Source organism: Candidatus Culexmicrobium sp. (genome assembly GCF_058356305.1).
Window position 1 is genome coordinate 51,766 of record NZ_JBTVBB010000030.1, and the last position, 19,659, is coordinate 71,424.

A 19,659-nucleotide genomic window follows, 5' to 3' on the forward strand; every position below is an offset into this window, starting at 1 on the left:
CTCTTTCTAGTATCTTATTCTTGGGTCTAGGTAGGCGTAGATTATGTCTGCTAGGAAGTTTGCTAGTAGGACTAGGATTGAGGTTACTATGAAGATTCCTTGTAGTAGTGGATAGTCTCTTTCGAATACTGCGTCTGCAACTAGTTTTCCTAGGCCAGCCCATGAGAATACTGTTTCTGTTAGTGTTGCTCCACTTATTATGAAGGCTAACTGTAGAGCTATTATTGTTACCATCGGTAGCATTGCATTTCTCATTGCATGTTTAAATAGTATTTGTCTATCGCTTAATCCTTTAGCCATAGCTGTTATTATATAGTCTTCTGATAATACGTCTAGTAATGTGTTTCTCATTATTAGGAAGTTGCTTCCTATCTGAATTAAAGTCAAGCATATGGCTGGTAGTGTCATATGCCACAGGTAATCCTTTAAGTATTCCAGGAAGTTGGCGTGATATACTCCTGCTGTAACTGTTCCTGAAACTGGAAACATTTGCATTCTAACTGCAAATATTAGGAGTAGGAGCATTCCAAGCCAGAATACTGGCATTGAATAGAATAGTAATGAGAATAGTATTGAGCTTAAATCTATAATTTTTCCTCTTTTCCACGCTGCTATGCATCCTAATATCATTCCAATTATTATTGCCAGTATTGTTGATGATCCTACTAGGGTGAATGTGTTTATGAGTCTCACTCCAAATATGACGTCTATAACTGGTTTTCCATGATAGAAGGATACTCCGAATTCGCCTTCAAACAAGTTTTTTATGAATACGAAGTATTGTATATGCCATGGTAAGTCTAGACCTAGTTTTCTCTTTAGTAGTATTCTTGTTTCAGGATCTAATTGTGGGTTCAGTAGTAGCATGGCTGTAGGGTCGCCTGGCATTATCCTAAATAGGAAGAAGCTTATGGTTACTAATATGAAGAATGTAACTACTAGTTGTATGCTTCTTCTAATTAGGTACTCTTTCATTCCCAAGCATTCTATCCTCCTAGTCTTTAATTTATTGCTTAGAACTTAAGTCTTTAGCAAAATAAAATAGGTGAGTTTAAGGATTTATGTTGGCTTCTTAGTCATATAGTATATTAGTGCTGCAACTGCTACTATAACTACAATTGCTATTGGTATGGCATATTGCTCTATTCCTGGCGGCTTCTCTTCTGGTGGTGGAGCTGGTGGCTTTGGCGGCTCGGTTCCCGGTACTTCTCTTATTCCATCCTTATCTACATCTATGTATCCTGCTGCATCCAGTATTTTAGCTGCTATAGTTAAATTGAATTCATATTTTGGAATATCAAAGTTACACCATGCCTTATAGCCTGGATGAATGTAGGTGTATGCTGGTGTTGCCCATCCTAGCATTAATAGGTTTACTATTGTCTCCTTATCTATGGCATGGGCTATTGCTCTTCTAAGCTTTACATCTGCTAGTCTTGGATCTCTAAGGTTTATCCCCACTATTCCTAGGTATGTGTCTGGGTATGGTGCTGGATTTATGTTTGGATCTTCGACTGCCTCTTTAATTACTGCATATGGGAGTGTCCATGACATCATTTGTGTTTCATTGGTTTTTAGTGACATGTATTGGGCGTCTGGATTAGTTACAATCTTGTAGATTAGTCTATCTATTCTCGGATATCCTGCCTTGAAGTAGTTTTCATTCCTAGCGAATTCAATAAAGTCTCCTTCAACTCTTCTAACCCACTTGAATGGTCCACATCCAATCATTGGTGGATCTGTTGTATTCCATGGTAAATCCTTCCATAGATGTCTTGGTAGGATTACTGTTGTACCGAATCTTCTTAGGAACCATACGAAGGGTTCTGATAACCTAATTTTAATTTTGTAGTCGCTTAGCACCTCCGTCGATTCAATATATTTTACATCTGCATACCATCCTGGAACTTCATTTTCCTTAATATACCATATGGTGAAGTTTATGTCATAGGCTGTTAATGGTGTTCCGTCATGCCATGTAATGTTCCTGTAGATTTCGAATACCCATATTAAACCATCTTCAGATACACTCCAGCTCTTACACATCCACGGTATTAATTCCAGGTTTACATCTTCCTTGAATAGAGTGTCATATAGGACTACGTCTTTCCAGTAGTCCCACCATGTATCTTGCATTAATACGTTTAGATTGCTTATATCATCCATCATTGATATGGCTACTGTTCCATGACCTGGATTTGTCCTTGACGTCATGTTTATTAATGTCCAGAAGTTTAATACTCCTCCTGGCATTCCAACTACATCTGCAAGTTCAACTCTATAAGCTTGCATCCAATCTCTAATATATAGCGGTATAAAGGGTACATTTTCAGCTAATACTTGTTGCATCTGGAAGATCAATTCTCTGCGTTTTTCTTCATCAACTGTCTTATCAACTAGTTCTGCTAGTTCATCGTAAGTGTCATTGTGAAGTCCCCATGGATTATTTCCGTCAGGATAATCTTCCCATGAAACATGATATGCACTTAAATACCATGGCTGGAACATTCCTGCAGTTTCTATAATGTAGAAGTGAAAGTCATGTTGAGTGTAAACTTTGTCAATTAAAGTTGTAAATTCAACTGGTTTATTTACTAGTTTAATTCCTATTTTAGCAAACCATTCAACCATTAAATCTCCAATTCTAACTCTCACTGGATCATACTCTGGGGTTAAAATTTCAAAAATCAATTTTTTCTCTTCTGGTATTTGCTCATATACTTGTTTTCTTGAGGATGTTACTTGTATCTTAATTACTGAGAGAGATAATATTGCTAGTAATAGTATGGCTATTTTAAATCTATTATTTAATTCCATTTCATAAACCTCAAAATAATCTTATGCCTATGAAATTTTATTAACTTTACGTGCTCAACGTAACATTTCTCTTTTGCTTTAACATTAAATTTACAATTTGACGCAATTTATATCATGGAGATATTATTTTTGGAAAATGATATCTCAGCAATATCTTGTAGGTTGCTGGTTGTTTCACTTCAATTAAAATATAGGTTATTATTGAAAGTTCGTCTTTGATATATTCCAGTCTTGTTTTAGGTATTTTGACTTCAACTTCCTTTATGATGTAACTTGAGTGGATGACTGGTGTTTTTAAGTATCTAGTTGTATTTGTCCATATATATGTCCCTTTAGAGTAGATTATAGTTTGAATACTTATTAAGTAGATTTTGAAGTCTAGTGGATTTGTTATGTTGTATGTTATGCTGATTAATCTTTTTTCTTGATTAATTAGGGTTATGTTTTTAATTTCTACCTTTAGATTTCTTGTGGCTAGATATGATTTTATTGATGTAGAGTGTGTCATTGTGATTATCATTATTGAGTATGCGATTAAGAATACTAACAGTATGATGGCTATTTTTTCTGAATTTTCCATTGTAACCACCATATTATTTATTTGTAAAGAAGGAATTAAAGATAGATTTTAATGTCTTCTTTATGATATGAATGTGGGATGATGAGGCATTTTACTGTATATCCCATTGTTATACTTGCCTTATCCATAGTTTTCACTGCTTCTAATTGTATGATGATTTTTTGGGGTGAAAGTTCTCAGTGGCTTGTTTTAGTTGTTCTTTCAAGTATTTCTCTTGGCTTATTGGCTGGTGATGTTTATAGTCAAGTTAAAATTTTGCTTTTTTCATGGATAATAAGCTTGTTTTTAACTGTCTATGTTATCTGTTATCCATTAATATTTTTTGGTGGAAGTTCTGCTAAGCTAAATGAGCTTCTTTTCAATGTTGTAGGTAAGCTTATTTTTATTGTTTTGATGGGCTTAATTTTATCTTCAATTATAGCTGTTGTTTCTTCATTTTTTGTGGAGAAGACTGTTAAAGAGGTTAAGCTTCATTTTAGAATTATTTTGAATATGGTTTCCCTATTGGAGTTAGCTCTAGAGTTGATTTAAATCTAATTAATGTTTCTCCAAAGAAGGTTTTTGTAAATAGGGTTCCTGTAATCTTCCAATTCCATTTGTCTAATTGGATTGCTTCATGAATTGTAAACATTCTTTCTTTTGGTACTGTTACTTCTCTTTCTATTGTTGTTTCCTTCTCTGGTGTTAGTGTTATTATATCGGTTATTTTGTCTTCAAGTATGTATTTATTGTTTAGATGTAGAGTGTATGTTAATTTATGTACTTTGAATGTTTTCCCCCTTGGTGTTATGGTTAATTCTATTTTTAGCTTTAGTTTTCCATTTTGGAATTCAGCTTTTTTGATTGTTGCTTCAATGGTTGTTCCCATTATTTGCATGTAGGTGTCAAGATAGTTACTGGCCATGTATATTGTCAGTATTGCTGCTATTAATGCAGCTGTGACTAGTATCCCCTTTTCTAATTGCAATTTCAACACCAATTGACTTTGATTTTTTGCGTCATATATTTTTGCCCTATATGTTACTTTATTATTTGGAGGGTTAGATTTTGGATTCAAGTTTTATTCGTGATGTCTTTATTCCCGCTGTTTCTTGGAGTGTGATTGTTAATTGTGCTTATCTTGCTTATATTGTTTTGAATATTCCAGTTGAGTTTCCAATAATATTTTTACCTGTTCTTGTTGGTTTTTATTTTAGTTGGTTTATAGAAGACTTGAAGAGAGGTCTCTTATCTTTACTTCTGTTTGTTTTGTTTTTATTTGCTTTTATGTATATTACTTTGAGTTTGCCTATTTATTTTGGAGTTTTCTATGAATCTAATTATATAGACTTGTTTAATTTTATGATTATTTTGTCTATTTTAAGGAACTTGATAGTTATTATATTCTTTGCTTTTACTTCATACATAGTATCATTTTTCATTAGAGGTATGTAAAATTGAATTTTTAAATCTGATGAAAGATATGAAACTTTTCTTCGAAAAATCTTTAAGCTTCCAGAATGATTAATATAAGTTAGCTGACAGTTCTGAGTTGAATTTGGGAGGCTAAAGAGAATATGCGAGTAAAAATTAAGAGCCTATTATTTCTTCTACTGCTTCTCCCCATATTGACAGCATCTATGGCTACTGCCTATTCAACACCTATTAAGACTGTTGAGGAGGAACCTAAGCCTTATGGTGGAACTTTAATTGCTCCATTACCTTCAGATCCATCGGAGTTCAGCGTTTTCTTAAGGGCTTCTTCTTGGAGCTTTGTCTTCTTGGAGCCAATTTATGATGGATTGGTGGAGATTGACCCTAACAATCAGCCTGTTCCATGGCTTGCTGAGAGATGGGAAGTCAGTGAGGATGGAATGGAGTGGACCATATACTTAGTGAAGAATGCTACTTGGCATGATGGGACTCCTGTTACTGCCTGGGATGTAAAGTTTACCTATGATCATTGTATTGAGGTTAAGTATCCGAGATGGTCTGATCTTTGGACTGCTGTTAATAGAACTGAGGTTATCGACGACTACACTATTAAGATGTACTTGAACATTCCTTATCCAGACTTTCTGTTGGAGGTCCTACCCTATCCGATCGTGCCTAAGCATATTTGGGAGCCAATTGTCACTCAGCCTGACTTCGATCCATTCACCTTTGTACCTTCAATGGAAGTGCTAAAGGTTGGTAATGGTCCATTCATACTTGAAGAGTATAAGACTAATGTTTATGCTAAGTATAAGGCTAATCCAAACTTCTTCAAGGGTAGACCATACATTGATGAGTTATTAATGCCAATTATTACTAGTCCAGACGCCATGCTATTAGCTTTGAGGAATGGTGAGATTGACGTATTTACATGGGTTATTCCAGTGGAGGCAGTTCCAAGCTTAATTGTAGATGAGAATATTGGTATCCACATTTATAAGAGTAGTACAATGTATCATTGGGGCTTCAACCTACATAAATTCCCATTTAACGTTAAGCAGTTTAGAAAGGTTCTAGCTCACTGTGTAAATAAGAGGGAAATTGTCGAAGTACTCTTGCATGGTTATGGTAGACCTGGCAGATTTGGTGTCTATCCACCAACTGACATGTGGCCTCACTGGCTCAACCCAGATCCAAAATGTGGTGTTGATGGATATGAATTCAACTTAACCAAGGCTGCTCAAATGCTTGATGAAATGGGTTGGATTGACAGAGATGGGGATGGTATTAGGGAGGATCCTGAGGGGCGTAAGCTTGAATTTGAAATTGGTCCACCAACATATGACCCAGTAAGGGTTAGAGCTGCTGAGATGATTTCAGATTGGCTTGCACAAGTTGGAATTAAAGCTACAGTAGTCTACTTAGAGTGGAAGACTTTGTGGAAGAAGATTACAGCTCCATTAGATTCACCTTTCAAGATTGATTCATGGCTACTTGGCTCAGGATTAGGGATAGGTAGCCCTGATATACTTAGATTTAGGCTTCATTCAAGTGCCATACCTAATCCCAATTATTATGGCTTTATAAATGCAACCTTCGATGCTTTAGCTGAGGCTCAGGCACGTGAAGTAGATCCAGAGAAGAGAGCCGAGATTGTTAGGAAAATGCAGGAGATATTAGCTGAGGAGCTTCCATTAATTGTACTTTACCATAGAAACTTTATTAGTGCTTACAGAACTGACCGCTTTGCTGGATGGGTTAAGCCCATACAGGGTGGTGTCAATAATCAATGGTCATGGATGAATGTTTACTTAAAGGAGTTAGCTATATTGAAGCCAATGTCACTATCACTAATCAAATTCCCTGCTCCAGAGGTTATCGTTGGAACTGATATTACTGTTAGAATTAAGTTGACTGATACTGAGGGTAATCCTATTACCGGTGCTAGAGTGGATGTAATTATTACTGGTAGACCTGAGACTTGGACTCTAACTGATGTTGGTGACGGTGTATATGAGATTACGATCAGTACTTCTGATTGGCCTACTGGAACTTATACATTGAAGCTAGTATGTGATGCACCTGGATTTGAATCTATTACAAGTTCATTGAACTTTGAATTGAAAGAGGCTGCTCCTCCACCAACCCCACCGCCACCAACGTTCTGGGAGCAGTATGGACCAATGATTGTCGGTTTAGTTGTAGTGTTGGCTATTATCGCCGTGGGTGCTGTTATGTACATGGGGAGAAGGAGTTAAGTAATTTTCCCCTCTTTTTTTGGAAATCCTTATATCGGCTTTATTTTGATTTATATTTAGGCTGGGATTATCATGAAGGTCTTTATTGCAAGACGTATTGTCTCGCTTTTCATCACGTTTATTTTAGTTATGTCTGCAATTTTCTTTTTAGCTAGAGCTACTGGTGATCCATTTTCAATGATTATTGAGGCAGATCCAAGAATTCCCAAGGAGGCAATTGAGAGACTTAGAGCTCGATTTGGTCTCGATAAACCATTACATATACAGTATGTTAACTTTATTATTTCTATGTTTCAAGGTGAATTTGGTCATTCAGTTTATTATCGTAAGCCTGTTTTTGATGTCATTCTGGAGCGTTTGCCTTGGACTATTTTTCTCTTGTCTACGAGTATTATTTTATCTACTATTGGTGCTGTTGTTTTAGGTGCTTATACAGCTTGGAAAAGAGGTTCTCGTTTTGATTTAATTGCAACTAATACTAGTTTATTTGTTAGGGCAATGCCTCATTTTTGGCTTGGTATGGTTTTACTTTTAACCTTTGCTTTTTATCTGCCGCTTTTCCCCTTGTATGGTGCCATGACTCCGGGCAAGATTTATGCCAATACTTTTGATTACATTGTTGATGTTCTTTGGCATTCTACTTTGCCTTTAACTACACTGGTTGTTAGGCAGATTGGAATGTATATGCTCTATATGAGGAGTGCTACATTAGAGGTTTTAGGTGAAGATTTCATTACAACTGCTAAAGCCAAGGGTCTTTCTGATAAGACTGTTCTTTTCAGACATGCTTTGAGAAATTCTCTTTTACCTATGGTTACTGTAACTGCTCTTAGATTTGGATTTATGGTTAATGGTGCAATTTTAACTGAAACTGTCTTTTCTTATCCTGGTACTGGTAGATTAATATTTGAGGCTATAACTAATGATGATTACTTCCTTCTTCAAGGAGCCTTCTTTATGACTTCTGTTTGTGTTTTAGTTGCAAATTTAATTGCAGATATTATTTACGCTTTCCTTGATCCTAGAGTTAAGCTTTAGGTTGGTGTAGTTGCTATGGGTTTGAGATCTGAGAGAATTAAGGTGCTTAAGCGTAGGATTAGTTCCGGCTGGTTTATCTATAAGCAGAATAAGGCTGGATTGCTTGGTCTTGGAATTGTAGGCTTCTTCATATTTATAGCTGTTTTTGCACCCTACATTGCACCCTATAATCCATATAAGAGGGTTGATAAGTATTTTCTGCCACCAAGTTATAAGCATCTTCTTGGAACTAATGATTTAGGTCAAGATATTTTTTCTGAGCTTATTTATGGTGCTAGGGTTTCATTGCTTGTTGGCTTTCTAGCTTCTATTTCAGTTGTTTCTGTTGGGACTATGATTGGTCTTATAGCTGGATATTATGGTGGAATGGTGGATGAAGTCTTAATGCGTTTATGTGATATTATCCTTGTCTTACCTGGCATCCCCTTAATGATTCTATTGGCTGCACTACTTGGTAGAAATCAATTTCATGTTTTAATTTTAGCTATAACCTTGACTTCCTGGCCTGGAACAGCTAGGCTTATTAGATCTGTTACTTTATCCTTGAAGAATAGACCCTTTGTTGAGGCTGCTAGGGCTATTGGAGGTGGTGACACTTACATTATGTTGAAGCATATTCTCCCTAACACTTTACCTTTAATTTTGTCTTCAGCTATTTATCAGACTGCTGGTGCAATGATGTCTGAGGCTAGCTTAAGTTTCCTTGGTCTTGGTGATCCTAGTCAGAAGAGTTGGGGGATGATGCTTCATTATGCTCAAACTGCTGGAGGTTGGTGGGCTAATATGGGTTATCCTGCATGGTGGTGGATTATTCCTCCTGGTCTTTGCATTGCATTAGTTGTTTTAGGATTAATGCTTATTGGACAGGCACTTGAAGAGGTAATTAATCCTAGATTGAGGAGAAGATAGAGGGTTTTTAGCTAATTTTAGACTTGCTATTTGTATAGATGGCATGCAACTATTTTTCCATCTATTTCCTGTATTTTTGGTTCTTCTTTTTTGCATATTGGCATTGTATGGGGGCATCTTGGATGAAATCTACATCCAGGCGGTAGGTTTACTGGGCTTGGTACTTCTCCTTTTATTGGTATTTTACCGCGTTTATAGTCTGGGTCTGGTACTGGTACTGCTGCTATTAGGGCTTGAGTGTATGGGTGGTGTGGATTTTGTATTACTTTTTCTGTTTCACCCATTTCCACTATTTTTCCAAGATACATTATTGCTAGTCTATTGCACATGTGTCTTGCTAGTGAGAGGTCGTGGGTTATGAATAGGATTGATGCTTTATATCTTTCCTTCTCCCTTAACATTACCTTTAATATTTCACTTCTAATTGATACATCTAGCATTGATACTGGCTCATCTGCTACTATGAATTTTGGTTTTAGGATGAAGGCTCTTGCAATGGCTACTCTCTGTCTTTGCCCCCCACTTAATTCATGGGGGAATCTAAATATGAATTCTTCTGGTGGGGTTAACTCTACTTCTTCTAATGCTTGGAATACTAGTTCCTCTTCTTCTTTTGGGCTACTTGTTATTTTCTGTACTTTTAGTGGTTCTGCAATTATATCATATATGCTCATTCTCGGGTTTAATGATTCATAGGGATCTTGGAATATTATTTGCATTTCCTTTCTAAGTGGCTTTAATTCTCTTTGTGTTAGCTTTGTTATGTCTTGGTTTCTATAGTATATTTTCCCTGCAGTTGGCTCAATCAACCTTAATATTACTCTTCCAGTTGTTGTTTTCCCACAGCCTGACTCCCCTGCCAGGCCGAATATTTCTCCTGGATATATTTCGAAGCTTACTCCATCTACTGCCTTTACATATAATTCTTTTCCTCCGAAGAGTGATGCGAAGAAACCTCTCCTTAGTGGAAACCACTTCTTTAGATTTTCAGTTTTAATTATTGGTTCTTCTGGCATTTTTTCACCCCATTAGGTGGCATGCAACTATATGTCCTCCTCCAAGCTTCACTGTTTTTGGTTCTTCTTTTTTGCATATTGGCATTGTATGGGGGCATCTTGGATGAAATCTACATCCAGGCGGTGGGTTTAATAGGTTTGGTGGGCTTCCTGGAATTGATTGTAATGGTTTTTTTGGACCCCTTATACTTGGGAATGCTCCTATAAGTCCCTTTGTATAGGGATGTTGGGGGTTTTTGAATATATCTCTAACATTACCATACTCAACTATTTTTCCAGCATACATTATGGCTACTTTATCACACATTTCAGCTATAATTGATAGGTCATGGGTTATTAGGATCATTGACAAGTTAAGTCTATTTTTTAAATCCTTCATAACCTCTAGTACTTGTGCTTGAACTATAACGTCTAGGGCTGTAGCTGGCTCATCTGCAATTAAAAGTTTAGGGTTGCATGCAAGGGCCATGGCAATCATGGCTCTCTGCCTCATACCGCCACTAAACTCATGGGGGTAGTCTTGAGCTCTTGAAGGGTCTATTCCAACCATTTCAAGAAGCTTTTCAGCTCTCTCCCATGCCTCTTTCTTATTAACATTCTTTTCATGGGCTAAGATGGCTTCGGCAATCTGGTCTCCAACTCTAAATACAGGGTTAAGTGCATTCATGGCACCTTGAAAGATCATTGCAATACCCTTCCATCTAATACGTCTAATATCAGAATCCTTCATGGTTACTAAATCTCTACCTTCAAAGATAATTTGTCCATCAATAATTTTTCCTGGAGGAGGAATTAACTTAATAATTGAAAGTGCAGTTGTAGTTTTACCACAGCCACTTTCACCAGCTAAGCCAACAGTTTCTCCCTTTTCAACTTCAAAGGAAACATCATCAACAGCCTTAACTGGCCCCCTCAAAGTAAAGTAGTAAGTTTTTAGGCTGCGTACTTCCAATAAGGGCAAGATTGAACCTCCACATTTTTCCTCTGAATAACTTTCTCTAGCGATTTCATTATGTAACATACTCTTATAAATGCTTATTACTTTAACTCAACAATATAGTAGAGAATTTTGGTGCGGCGGCCGGGATTTGAACCCGGGTCGCGGGCTTTCTTCACCATGTTCGGAAGGCCCGTGTCCTAGTCCAGGCTAGACGACCGCCGCCATCTATTAATTGATTTAATTTGAGGTTATTAATATTTGTGTGTTTTGTTTTTGTCGATGATTTTTTCGACAAAATTGTAAGCCGTAATGCTTTAATTTCCTTTATATCTATGGCTTGTGGGAGGATTGGTATTATTTGTTGCGGGGCTTTGAAGTTAGATTTCATGGTAGAGGTGGACAGGGTGTTGTCACTGCTGCACGGCTACTTGTTGAGGCTGCCTTTATTGAGGGAAAGTGGGGTCAAAGCATTCCAATGTTTGGTGCTGAGCGTAGGGGTGCACCTGTATTAGCTTTTGCTCGTATTTCAAATTCCCCTATTAGGCGTCATAGCCAAATCTATAATCCTGATGCTGTTGTTGTTTTGGATTCTAAGATCTTAAATTTAGTTGATGTTACTAGGGGTTTAAAGCCTAATGGATTAATCTTGGTCAATAGTAGGCGAAGTCCGAGTGAATTTCGTTTTGACGGTTTCAAGATTGGCGTTGTTGATGCTACTGGTATTGCGGTGGATTTAGGGCTATACTTTGCTGGTTTCCCTGCTGTTAATACTGCTATGATTGGTGCTTTATCTAGGGTTACTGATATTGTTTCTATTGACTCTGTTGAACAGGCTATTACCAATGCTTTTTCAAGTGCTTTAGCCAAGAAGAATGCTGAGGCTGCTAGACAAGCTTATAATAAAGTTTCATTTTTGGAGGGTGAATTATGAGTGTTGAGAAAATTCCTTTAACACCCTACTCTAAGCCATGTGAGGGTTCTGCTGGTCAGACTGGTTTTTGGAGAGTCTTTAAGCCTGTTATAGATCAGTCTAAGTGTATTCACTGTCTACTTTGTTGGCTTTACTGTCCTGAGGGTACTATTAAGCGTGTTGGTGATGATGGAATGAGGGTTGAGGTTGATTATAAATATTGTAAGGGTTGTGGTGTATGTGCTAATGAATGTCCAGTTAAGGCTATAGAGATGGTTTTGGAGGAGTAGAAATGTCTATTGGCAAGGTTTTAACTGGGAATTATGCTGTTGCTGAAGCTGTATGCCTTTCAAGGGCTCAAGTTATATCTGCCTATCCAATAACCCCTCAAACAACTATTATTGAGCGTTTAGCTAGATTTGTTGAGTCTGGTCGTTTGAAGGCTAATTTTGTTAGGGTTGAGAGTGAGCATAGTGCTATGGCTGCATGTATTGGGGCTTCTGCTACTGGGGCCCGTGTCTTTACTGCTACTTCATCTCATGGATTGCTTTATATGAGTGAGATGGTTTGGTGGGCTGGTATGGGTCGTTATCCAATGGTTATGGCTGTTGTTACAAGGGCTATTGCTCCTCCATGGAGTATTTGGAGTGAGCATAATGATGCTCTAGCTCATAGGGATTGCGGCTGGATAATTTATTTTGCTGAGGATAATCAAGAGGCCTTTGACTATGTAATTCAAGCTTATCGTGTAACTGAAGATGAACGTGTACTTCAACCAGTAATGGTTACACTTGATGCCTTCATTCTATCCCACACCTATTCTCCAGTCTTTATGCCAGAGCAGTCTGATGTGGATGGCTATTTACCATCACCTGGATCTAGAAAACTTCCCTATAAATTGGATGTTGATAACCCAGTTACTCATGGTAATTTAATGTATCCTGACTATTTAATGGAGTTTAGATATCAGATTCAAAGAGCAATGGATAATGCTAAGAAAGTTATAGTTGAGGCTGGTAGAAAGTATGGTAGAATTTCAGGTAGATATTATGAGAGTCTAATTGAAACATATAGGTGTAGTGATGCTAATACAGCTTTAATTTCTATTGGTTCATCAGCTGGTGATGCTAAGGATGCAGTTGACTTTTTAAGGGATGAGGGATATCGAATTGGCTTCATAAAGCTTAGGGTCATAAGGCCATTTCCAGTGGAGGAGTTGAAGAATGTATGTAGAGGTTTGAGGGTTATAGGTGTTGTTGATAGAGATTTATCCTATGGTTTAGGTGGAATAATTCATGGTGAAGTCAAAGCTTCACTTCAAGGATTAAAGACTACTATTCAAAGCTTTATTGCAGGTTTAGGTGGACGAGACATTAGGGTTGAGGATTACGTTGAAGCTGGAAGAATTATTTGTGAAATGGCTGATAGGGGTTTAGGGGAGAAGCCTCCAATATGGCTTAACTTGAAGAGGGAGGTGATTTCATAATGGTTACAATTAAAGATTTACCCTTAGAGGAGTATTGGCTACCTGGAAATGCTTCATGTCCTGGATGCCCAGCTTCTCTAGGGTTAAGGATGCTTACTAAGGCATTGGGAAATAAGTTTATTCTAGTTGTACCTGCATGTTGCTCTACTATAATTCAAGGACCATATCCAAAAACAGCTGCAAACTTCCCAATATTAAACATAGCTTTCGCCGCTTCAGCGGCAGCTGCTGCAGGAGTGGCTGGTGCACTTGAATTTCAAGGAAGAACGGATACTCCGGTGGTTGTATGGGCTGGTGATGGTGGTACAGCTGATATTGGTATTCAAGCGTTAAGTGGTGCAGCTGAGAGGGGAGATAATATAATTTACATATGCTATGATAATGAAGCCTACATGAACACTGGAATTCAACGTAGTGGAGCTACACCCTATGGTGCATGGACAACTACAACTTGGACTGGGAAGAGGGAGTTTAAAAAGGATGTTCCAATGATTATGGCGGCCCATAATATTCCATATGTTGCAACTGCATGTATATCATATCCAATAGACTTTATCCAGAAGATTCGCAAGGCAGTTAAAATTAAGGGTACAAAGTATATTCATTTATTAGCTCCATGTCCACCTGGATGGAGATTTCCGTCAAGTAGAACTATTGAAGTAGGGAGACTTGCAGTTCAAACTGGTATGTGGGTTTTATTTGAAATTGAGCATGGAGTATTTAAGTTGACTGGTCCAAGTATATCGTTACTTGATAAGGGTAAGCGTAAGCCTATTAGAGAATACCTTAAACTTCAAGATAGATTTACTGTAATGAGTGATGAGGATATTGAGAAGTTGCAGAGATATATTGATTCTCAATGGGAGCATTATAAATTGTTAATGGAGGCATCTAGAAGGAGGGAGTAAAGATTACATCATCTGTGATAAGAGTATTTCTAGGTATTACTGATCTAGGGTAAATTGAAATTCCAGGTAGAATTATTGATTCACGTCCAATGAAGCTGTAGTCGCCTATAATACTTCCAAGCCTTTTTCTTCCACTATCAACTCTTATACCCTTAATGGTCATTTTGATTGTTGAGTTGTCTGGATTTCTATTTTTAAATTCTACTCCGCTTTCAATAATGCAGTTGCTACCAATAATTGAGTCGAAAATTTTACAGTTTCCATCGATAATTGTTTTGTCTAGGATTATGCTGTTGGATATAGTGCATTTTACTCCTATTTTGACGTTGCTTCCAATAGAGGTGCTTGGCCCAATTATACATTCATCCTTAATGATACAGTTGTCTCCAATTGTTACTGGGGGGATGAACTTGACATTTTTTCCAATATTTACGTTTTCACCTATTTCTATTCCCCCCATTTTCTCTTTAAGTATTTGGGCGTTTGCTTCAAGTAAATCCCATGGTCTACCTATATCAAACCACCATTTTCTAGGGGACTTCAATACTGCTACTTTCTCTCCAACTTCTATTAGACGTTGAATTGTATCTGTAAATTCAATTTCTCCTCTAGGTGAAACTGGTGTATTTTTTATTTCAGGGAATATTTTGTCTCCTTCAACAATGTATATTCCACTATTAATCAGATTGCTTGGCTCTTCTCCTCTTCTAGGTTTTTCAATAATCTTTACTAGCAATCCATTTTCATCAATTGATAATACTCCATAATTCCATGGATCATCTACTTCAACTCCAACCATTGTTATGGCTACATTTCTTTCTTTGTGGAGCTTTAATGCATCCTCTAAAACTTCACTCTTAACAGTTACATCTCCATATACAACGATACATGTCTCTTTTCCAATAATTTTCTCTGCAGCCATTATGGCGTGGGCTGTTCCTCTTGGTTCTCCTTGATCTATATATTCTATTTTGACTCCATATTTACTTCCATCTCCAAGTAGACTGTATATTTTATTTTTCAAGTAATGGACTATTAATCCAATTTGACTTACACCTATACTTCTAAGTGATGTTACAATGTGTTCCAGTAATGGTTGCCCTGCAATTGGTAGTAGATGTTTTGGCCTTATGGTTGTTAGTGGATTTAGTCTACTTCCGAGGCCTGCTGCAAGTATTATTGCCTTCAATTTATGCCACCTAAATGGGTGGTTTTAATTCTAATACTTTCCCTTCACTTGCTGATTTTAATATCATTTCACAAATATATACTGCCAATAAACCGTCTCTACCATTTACTATTGGTTTTTCTTCACCTAAAATTACTTTTATGAAGTGGTTTAGCTCCCTCTTTAATGGCTCTGACCATGCTGTGGCTGGTGTGAAGGCTCCATCAGAATTGGCTATGGTTATTTCCTGTGTAATATAGTCTAGTGTTATTATTCCATCGCTTCCAGTTACAATTAACTTTCTAGTTTTCTTAGGTGTTAGCCAGTTTACTTCTATGAAGGCTGCTGGTAGTTCCTTGAATTTTAAGATTATATTTGCATAGTCCTCGTATCTGTGATGTATTCTGCCTGCAATGGCATATACTTGTACTGGATCTTTATTGGTTAAATATCTCATTATATCTACGTCATGTATGGCTAAATCCTTAACTACTCCTACATCTCCTATTCTTACAGGCCATCTAGAAACTCTTTTAGATGAAATTAATACTATATGGCCTACTCTTCCAGCTTCAATATACTTCTTAACTCTCTGTACACCTGGATTAAATCTCTCTATGTGATCTACAAGTAGTATTACTCCCTGTTCTTTGGCTGTATCTATTAGTTTTAATCCATCTTCAACAGTTGTTGTCATTGGCTTTGCAACTAGGATGTGTTTTCCAGCTCTAACTGCGTCTAGGGCTATTTCTGCATGGGTTATTGAGGGTGTGCATATGGATAGTGCGTCTAAATCTCTTCTCTTCAACATTTCCTTATAGTTTAGGTATGTTTCAATTCCATATCGCTTTTCAACAAGTTTCAGTCTCTCCTTATCAATATCTGCAGCTGCAATTAACTCTACATTTTCTAATTCACTATAGACTCTGAGATGATTTTTACCCCAAAATCCACATCCTATAACTCCAACTCTAACTACTTCTGTCATTGATATTCACCTCCTTTAAGACCTTTATTAAAATGTTAACGGGATCTTCAAGCTTTGCAATCATCATGCTTGTATCAACTTTAAATTTATCTGGGTTATCTAAAATTTCATTTATTAATTTAATTGCTTCATCTACATTTTTAAAGTGCCATAATGGAAATCCTCTTTCTTTAAGCCATTCATTAACATGTAGTTTAGCTGGAAATAGTGAGATTGAAGGTATGCCTAATAGTGCTCCCTCCCTGGCCATTGTACCTCCACCAGTAACTACAAGTTTCGAGTAGGCTATTAGGCTTGGGGCATCAACAGCTTTTTTGGGGAGAATAACCCTTGGAAATTTCTTTGAAATAAGTTTCTTCTGGTCAGGGTAGCGTGCAAAGTAAATTATCTTTAATTCTTCTCTTCCATAAATTTCACTTAAAACCTTAATTGTAGGGGTTTCTATTAGCTTTGGATAATAGGATGCCTTAACTTCTTCACTTCTAATAACTATTATATAGTCTTCTTTACTTAGTCCAAGTTTTCCTAGGATATTGCGTCTAGGTTTGAGATGTTTTATCCATGAAACTTCATCTACACCTTCATATTGAATTAGACGGCTAACTGGAACTGCATAGCTGAAGGCTTTCTTTGGAATGGCCTTTGGAATTAAAATTTTGTCTGCTAATGGTAGTGTGAGTCTATTGACGAAAACTGAATGTGGAGTGTCGTTTAGGAGTATTATTGGTATTTTAAGTCCAAAGGCAACTCTAACTGCATCTGGAGATGAAAATGAAATGTGAACTTTAGGTTTTTCATCTAGTTTGGATATGAGGTTTAGAAGTTTCTTAGACCTGTAGAGGCTTGAATATAATTTTCCTTCTAAACTGGCTCCACCATAAACTCCGATTATGATTGGCTTAACCTTCTTTAATTTAAAGATGCCAAGTGTATAGTCATGTCTACGAGTTGTTATAATTGTCTTCCATCCAATACTTTCTAATCTATTTTTAATTTCAATCATTAATTGTGCCTGTTTCGGTGTTAATGCTTCTAGCCATGCCAGCATTTTGGATCACAAATTAACTGGTTTTTCTATAAACTCGGTAAAATGTAAAAATATATAAGTTTTCTTCATTTACCTTTTCTTGATGATAGAGTTTCTAGAGAAGCTTAAATCTATAGGTTTAACTGAGTATGAGGCTAAGGCTTATCTTGCACTTTTAAATAGAGCTGAGCTTACAGCTGAGGAGGTCAGTGTTACATCTGAAGTTCCATTGCCCAGGGTTTATGGTGTTCTAGAGCAACTTGCAGAGAAGGGTTTCATAAGGATACTTCCAGGTAGACCTAGAAGATTTGAAGCCTATCCGCCTAAAAAAGCCTTTGAGCAATATGTAAAGTTTAGAGAGAAGCTTATGGCTGATGAAATTAAAAGACTTGAAGAAGTTTTCTCTAATATTGAGCATGGTTTAGAGGAGATTTATTGGAGAACTAGGCTGAAGATTAGACCTGAAGAGTTACTTGAACCTTTATCAGATTTATATGAAATGGAGGTTAAAACTCAGAGGATTATTAGTGAGGCTAGAGAGGAAGTTTTAATTTTCACAGAGTTTTTCTCATGGTTTCAGAGGGTTTCAAGGGAGATTAGAAATGCAGTTAAGCGTGGAGTTAAGGTTAGAGTTTTAATGTGTACTTCAACTGCTAAGGCAACTAATATTGCAAGGCAATTGGTGGGGATGGGTGTTGAGGTTAGAGAGGTACCTGAGGCATGGTATCCAACCAGGGGGACAATTGTAGATAAAAGTAAGCTTTTATTCTTGATTTGGGCTGCAGAGGAAGAGGAGAAATATTGGTATCCGACACTGTATAGGCCCCATTACACTGAAAATAAGGGTTTAATAAGAGTCTTTCTAGACGCCTTTGAGAAGAGATGGAATTTAGCTAAGCCCATAACTTAACTCTTACCAATATATTTTAGCCTGTAAAGTTTCATTAATGTCCTCCAGAATAGAAGCCATATTAATGCTATTATACCTGCTCCAATAAGTTTAATTAAACCTTCCAAGGCTGCGAATAAATAGTTTGGTTTTGGAATGCTTATTGGAACTATTATTCGATCAATTATTATTAGTGCTAGTAGCATTGATAGCCATCCTACAATCATTATTCCAATTAACTCACTACTCCTCTTTAATCCATTCATAATTTAACCTCCATTAATAGAGCTGTTATTAATGCCAGTATACTTGAAATTGCTGATAGGGCTAGATAGGCCTTTACTAATTCTTGTTCTGTTGCTGGTCCCTTTAGTAGTAGGAGGTTTGCTAAAGTTGATGGTGCCTTTTCATTTAAATTTGCCCTTAAAACTCCATTTTCATCAACTATTACTGGTCTCTCTTTAATTTCATGTCTTTCAATTAGTCCCCCTAAACTTGACAGCGAGTAGAAGGCATTCATTATGAAGGGCATTAAGGCTGTTATGCCTACTATTTCAAGTCCACCTATAACTGATATTGCTCCAATGGCTGCGCCAACACTTAAGCTTCCAACATCCCCTGAAAATACTTTTGCTGGATACTTGTTATAGCAGTAATATGCAATTAATGCTCCTAGAAGTATTGATGACATTAGGGCTGCATTATATTTTCCCAGAATTATTGATGAAATTAATAGTGATAGTGATATCATGGTGCATGAGCCTGACATTACACCATTATATGTATCCATCATGTTTACAGCATTAGCTGGAACAGCTATGGCGAAGGGTAGTAGTAGCCAGTAGGCTATGGTTAGTCTGAGTCTACCTATAAATGGTAGTATTGGTCTTCCAAGTCTAAATTGTCTTGGAAATGTTAAACCTAAAATTAGTAGTGGTGTGAAGGTGAATATTGTTAGGATTGTTTTAACTCTAGCCTTTAGAGTGTATAGGTCATCTATTAAGCCTATTATTGCAGTTAATAGTATGGTTGATAGATAGGCTATCAGTATTGGTGTAGCCTTTGGATGCATTATAATTGATATTAATGTTCCAGTTGTTATGCCTATTATTACTCCAATTCCACCCATTTCAGCTATTTCTGGTTTATTTGGTTTGTGGACATCTATTCCAGTAATACCCTTATTCTTTAAGTATTTGATTAGCTTTGGCATTACTAGGAATGTTGTTAGGAATGATACTAGTGTTACTATGGCTATAGTCGCATTTTTCCACATTTCCCGTCCACCAATCCCTATACATAAGCATTTAAC

General features: G+C 36.9%; 21 protein-coding genes and 1 tRNA gene. 10 read left to right on the top strand and 12 right to left on the bottom strand.

The window, feature by feature from the left end:
• Window positions 1–6: 6 nt before the first annotated feature.
• The 3 genes from ACW8TM_RS08880 to ACW8TM_RS08890 form a co-directional block, all read right to left on the bottom strand.
• Window positions 7–975, bottom strand: coding sequence for an ABC transporter permease (locus ACW8TM_RS08880; RefSeq protein WP_491532992.1), 969 nt, complete (start codon window positions 973–975; stop codon window positions 7–9).
• Between the two features lie 84 nt (window positions 976–1,059).
• Entirely contained in the window at window positions 1,060–2,817 is a 1,758-nt protein-coding gene (locus tag ACW8TM_RS08885) for an ABC transporter substrate-binding protein (protein ID WP_491532934.1), read from the bottom strand.
• A gap of 112 nt (window positions 2,818–2,929) precedes the next feature.
• A complete protein-coding gene (locus ACW8TM_RS08890; protein WP_491532935.1) occupies window positions 2,930–3,397 on the bottom strand; it encodes a hypothetical protein in 468 nt (155 codons plus the stop codon).
• 81 nt (window positions 3,398–3,478) lie between these two features.
• On the opposite strand from ACW8TM_RS08890, the gene ACW8TM_RS08895 reads away from it, so the two are divergent.
• Complete coding sequence (locus ACW8TM_RS08895) at window positions 3,479–3,928, top strand: hypothetical protein (RefSeq protein WP_491532936.1); 450 nt, start codon at window positions 3,479–3,481, stop codon at window positions 3,926–3,928.
• On the opposite strand, the gene ACW8TM_RS08900 is transcribed toward ACW8TM_RS08895, so the two are convergent.
• Window positions 3,879–4,364 (bottom strand): hypothetical protein, encoded by a 486-nt coding sequence (locus ACW8TM_RS08900; RefSeq protein ID WP_491532937.1) that lies wholly within the window; start codon window positions 4,362–4,364, stop codon window positions 3,879–3,881. The two genes, ACW8TM_RS08895 and ACW8TM_RS08900, sit on opposite strands and share 50 nt — an antisense overlap.
• 80 nt (window positions 4,365–4,444) lie before the next feature.
• Between ACW8TM_RS08900 and ACW8TM_RS08905 the strand changes: the two genes are divergently transcribed.
• From ACW8TM_RS08905 to ACW8TM_RS08920, 4 genes are all read left to right on the top strand, one after another.
• Window positions 4,445–4,831: a hypothetical protein gene (locus tag ACW8TM_RS08905; RefSeq protein ID WP_491532938.1), complete on the top strand. Its 387-nt coding sequence runs from the start codon at window positions 4,445–4,447 to the stop codon at window positions 4,829–4,831.
• A gap of 122 nt (window positions 4,832–4,953) precedes the next feature.
• Window positions 4,954–7,068: an ABC transporter substrate-binding protein gene (locus tag ACW8TM_RS08910; RefSeq protein ID WP_491532939.1), complete on the top strand. Its 2,115-nt coding sequence runs from the start codon at window positions 4,954–4,956 to the stop codon at window positions 7,066–7,068.
• Window positions 7,069–7,140: 72 nt separating this feature from the next.
• Window positions 7,141–8,106 carry an ABC transporter permease gene (locus tag ACW8TM_RS08915; RefSeq protein WP_491532940.1) on the top strand — a complete coding sequence of 322 codons (966 nt, stop codon included), beginning with the start codon at window positions 7,141–7,143 and terminating at the stop codon, window positions 8,104–8,106.
• 15 nt (window positions 8,107–8,121) lie between these two features.
• Window positions 8,122–9,015 carry an ABC transporter permease gene (locus ACW8TM_RS08920; protein WP_491532941.1) on the top strand — a complete coding sequence of 298 codons (894 nt, stop codon included), beginning with the start codon at window positions 8,122–8,124 and terminating at the stop codon, window positions 9,013–9,015.
• 26 nt (window positions 9,016–9,041) lie between these two features.
• Here the strand turns inward: ACW8TM_RS08920 and ACW8TM_RS08925 are convergent, their stop codons facing one another.
• The 3 genes from ACW8TM_RS08925 to ACW8TM_RS08935 form a co-directional block, all read right to left on the bottom strand.
• Entirely contained in the window at window positions 9,042–10,031 is a 990-nt protein-coding gene (locus tag ACW8TM_RS08925) for an ABC transporter ATP-binding protein (protein WP_491532942.1), read from the bottom strand.
• 4 nt (window positions 10,032–10,035) lie between these two features.
• A complete protein-coding gene (locus ACW8TM_RS08930) occupies window positions 10,036–10,992 on the bottom strand; it encodes an ABC transporter ATP-binding protein (RefSeq protein WP_491532943.1) in 957 nt (318 codons plus the stop codon).
• A 109-nt stretch (window positions 10,993–11,101) separates the two neighbouring features.
• A tRNA-Gly gene (locus ACW8TM_RS08935) sits at window positions 11,102–11,193 on the bottom strand.
• Window positions 11,194–11,332: 139 nt separating this feature from the next.
• Here ACW8TM_RS08935 and ACW8TM_RS08940 point away from each other — a divergent pair.
• The 4 genes from ACW8TM_RS08940 to porB are packed head-to-tail and all read left to right on the top strand — an operon-like array spanning window position 11,333 to window position 14,275.
• Complete coding sequence (locus ACW8TM_RS08940; protein ID WP_491532993.1) at window positions 11,333–11,902, top strand: 2-oxoacid:acceptor oxidoreductase subunit gamma family protein; 570 nt, start codon at window positions 11,333–11,335, stop codon at window positions 11,900–11,902.
• Window positions 11,899–12,171: a 4Fe-4S binding protein gene (locus ACW8TM_RS08945; protein WP_491532944.1), complete on the top strand. Its 273-nt coding sequence runs from the start codon at window positions 11,899–11,901 to the stop codon at window positions 12,169–12,171. Before ACW8TM_RS08940 ends, ACW8TM_RS08945 begins: the two co-directional genes overlap by 4 nt.
• A 2-nt stretch (window positions 12,172–12,173) precedes the next feature.
• Complete coding sequence (locus ACW8TM_RS08950; RefSeq protein WP_491532945.1) at window positions 12,174–13,367, top strand: pyruvate ferredoxin oxidoreductase; 1,194 nt, start codon at window positions 12,174–12,176, stop codon at window positions 13,365–13,367.
• The gene (porB, locus tag ACW8TM_RS08955; RefSeq protein ID WP_491532946.1) at window positions 13,367–14,275 is read left to right on the top strand and encodes a pyruvate synthase subunit PorB; all 909 of its coding nucleotides are present in this window, start codon (window positions 13,367–13,369) and stop codon (window positions 14,273–14,275) included. Before ACW8TM_RS08950 ends, porB begins: the two co-directional genes overlap by 1 nt.
• On the opposite strand, the gene glmU is transcribed toward porB, so the two are convergent.
• From glmU to ACW8TM_RS08970, 3 genes are read right to left on the bottom strand one after another with little or no spacing between them, the layout of a single operon-like run.
• The gene (gene glmU, locus ACW8TM_RS08960; protein ID WP_491532947.1) at window positions 14,259–15,464 is read right to left on the bottom strand and encodes a bifunctional sugar-1-phosphate nucleotidylyltransferase/acetyltransferase; all 1,206 of its coding nucleotides are present in this window, start codon (window positions 15,462–15,464) and stop codon (window positions 14,259–14,261) included. The genes porB and glmU overlap by 17 nt on opposite strands.
• 10 nt (window positions 15,465–15,474) lie before the next feature.
• Window positions 15,475–16,431, bottom strand: coding sequence for a Gfo/Idh/MocA family oxidoreductase (locus ACW8TM_RS08965; protein WP_491532948.1), 957 nt, complete (start codon window positions 16,429–16,431; stop codon window positions 15,475–15,477).
• Complete coding sequence (locus ACW8TM_RS08970) at window positions 16,415–17,479, bottom strand: DUF354 domain-containing protein (RefSeq protein ID WP_491532949.1); 1,065 nt, start codon at window positions 17,477–17,479, stop codon at window positions 16,415–16,417. The genes ACW8TM_RS08965 and ACW8TM_RS08970 overlap by 17 nt, the downstream gene beginning before the upstream one ends.
• Before the next feature lie 82 nt (window positions 17,480–17,561).
• Here ACW8TM_RS08970 and ACW8TM_RS08975 point away from each other — a divergent pair, with 82 nt between their 5' ends.
• On the top strand, window positions 17,562–18,368 hold the full coding sequence (locus tag ACW8TM_RS08975) for a TrmB family transcriptional regulator (protein ID WP_491532950.1): 807 nt from the start codon (window positions 17,562–17,564) through the stop codon (window positions 18,366–18,368).
• Here ACW8TM_RS08975 and ACW8TM_RS08980 read toward each other — a convergent pair.
• Both ACW8TM_RS08980 and ACW8TM_RS08985 read right to left on the bottom strand, forming a co-directional pair.
• Window positions 18,365–18,613 (bottom strand): hypothetical protein, encoded by a 249-nt coding sequence (locus tag ACW8TM_RS08980; protein WP_491532951.1) that lies wholly within the window; start codon window positions 18,611–18,613, stop codon window positions 18,365–18,367. The two genes, ACW8TM_RS08975 and ACW8TM_RS08980, sit on opposite strands and share 4 nt — an antisense overlap.
• Window positions 18,610–19,623, bottom strand: a complete 1,014-nt coding sequence (locus ACW8TM_RS08985) for an MraY family glycosyltransferase (protein ID WP_491532952.1) — start codon at window positions 19,621–19,623, stop codon at window positions 18,610–18,612. The genes ACW8TM_RS08980 and ACW8TM_RS08985 overlap by 4 nt, the downstream gene beginning before the upstream one ends.
• Window positions 19,624–19,659 lie beyond the last annotated feature (36 nt).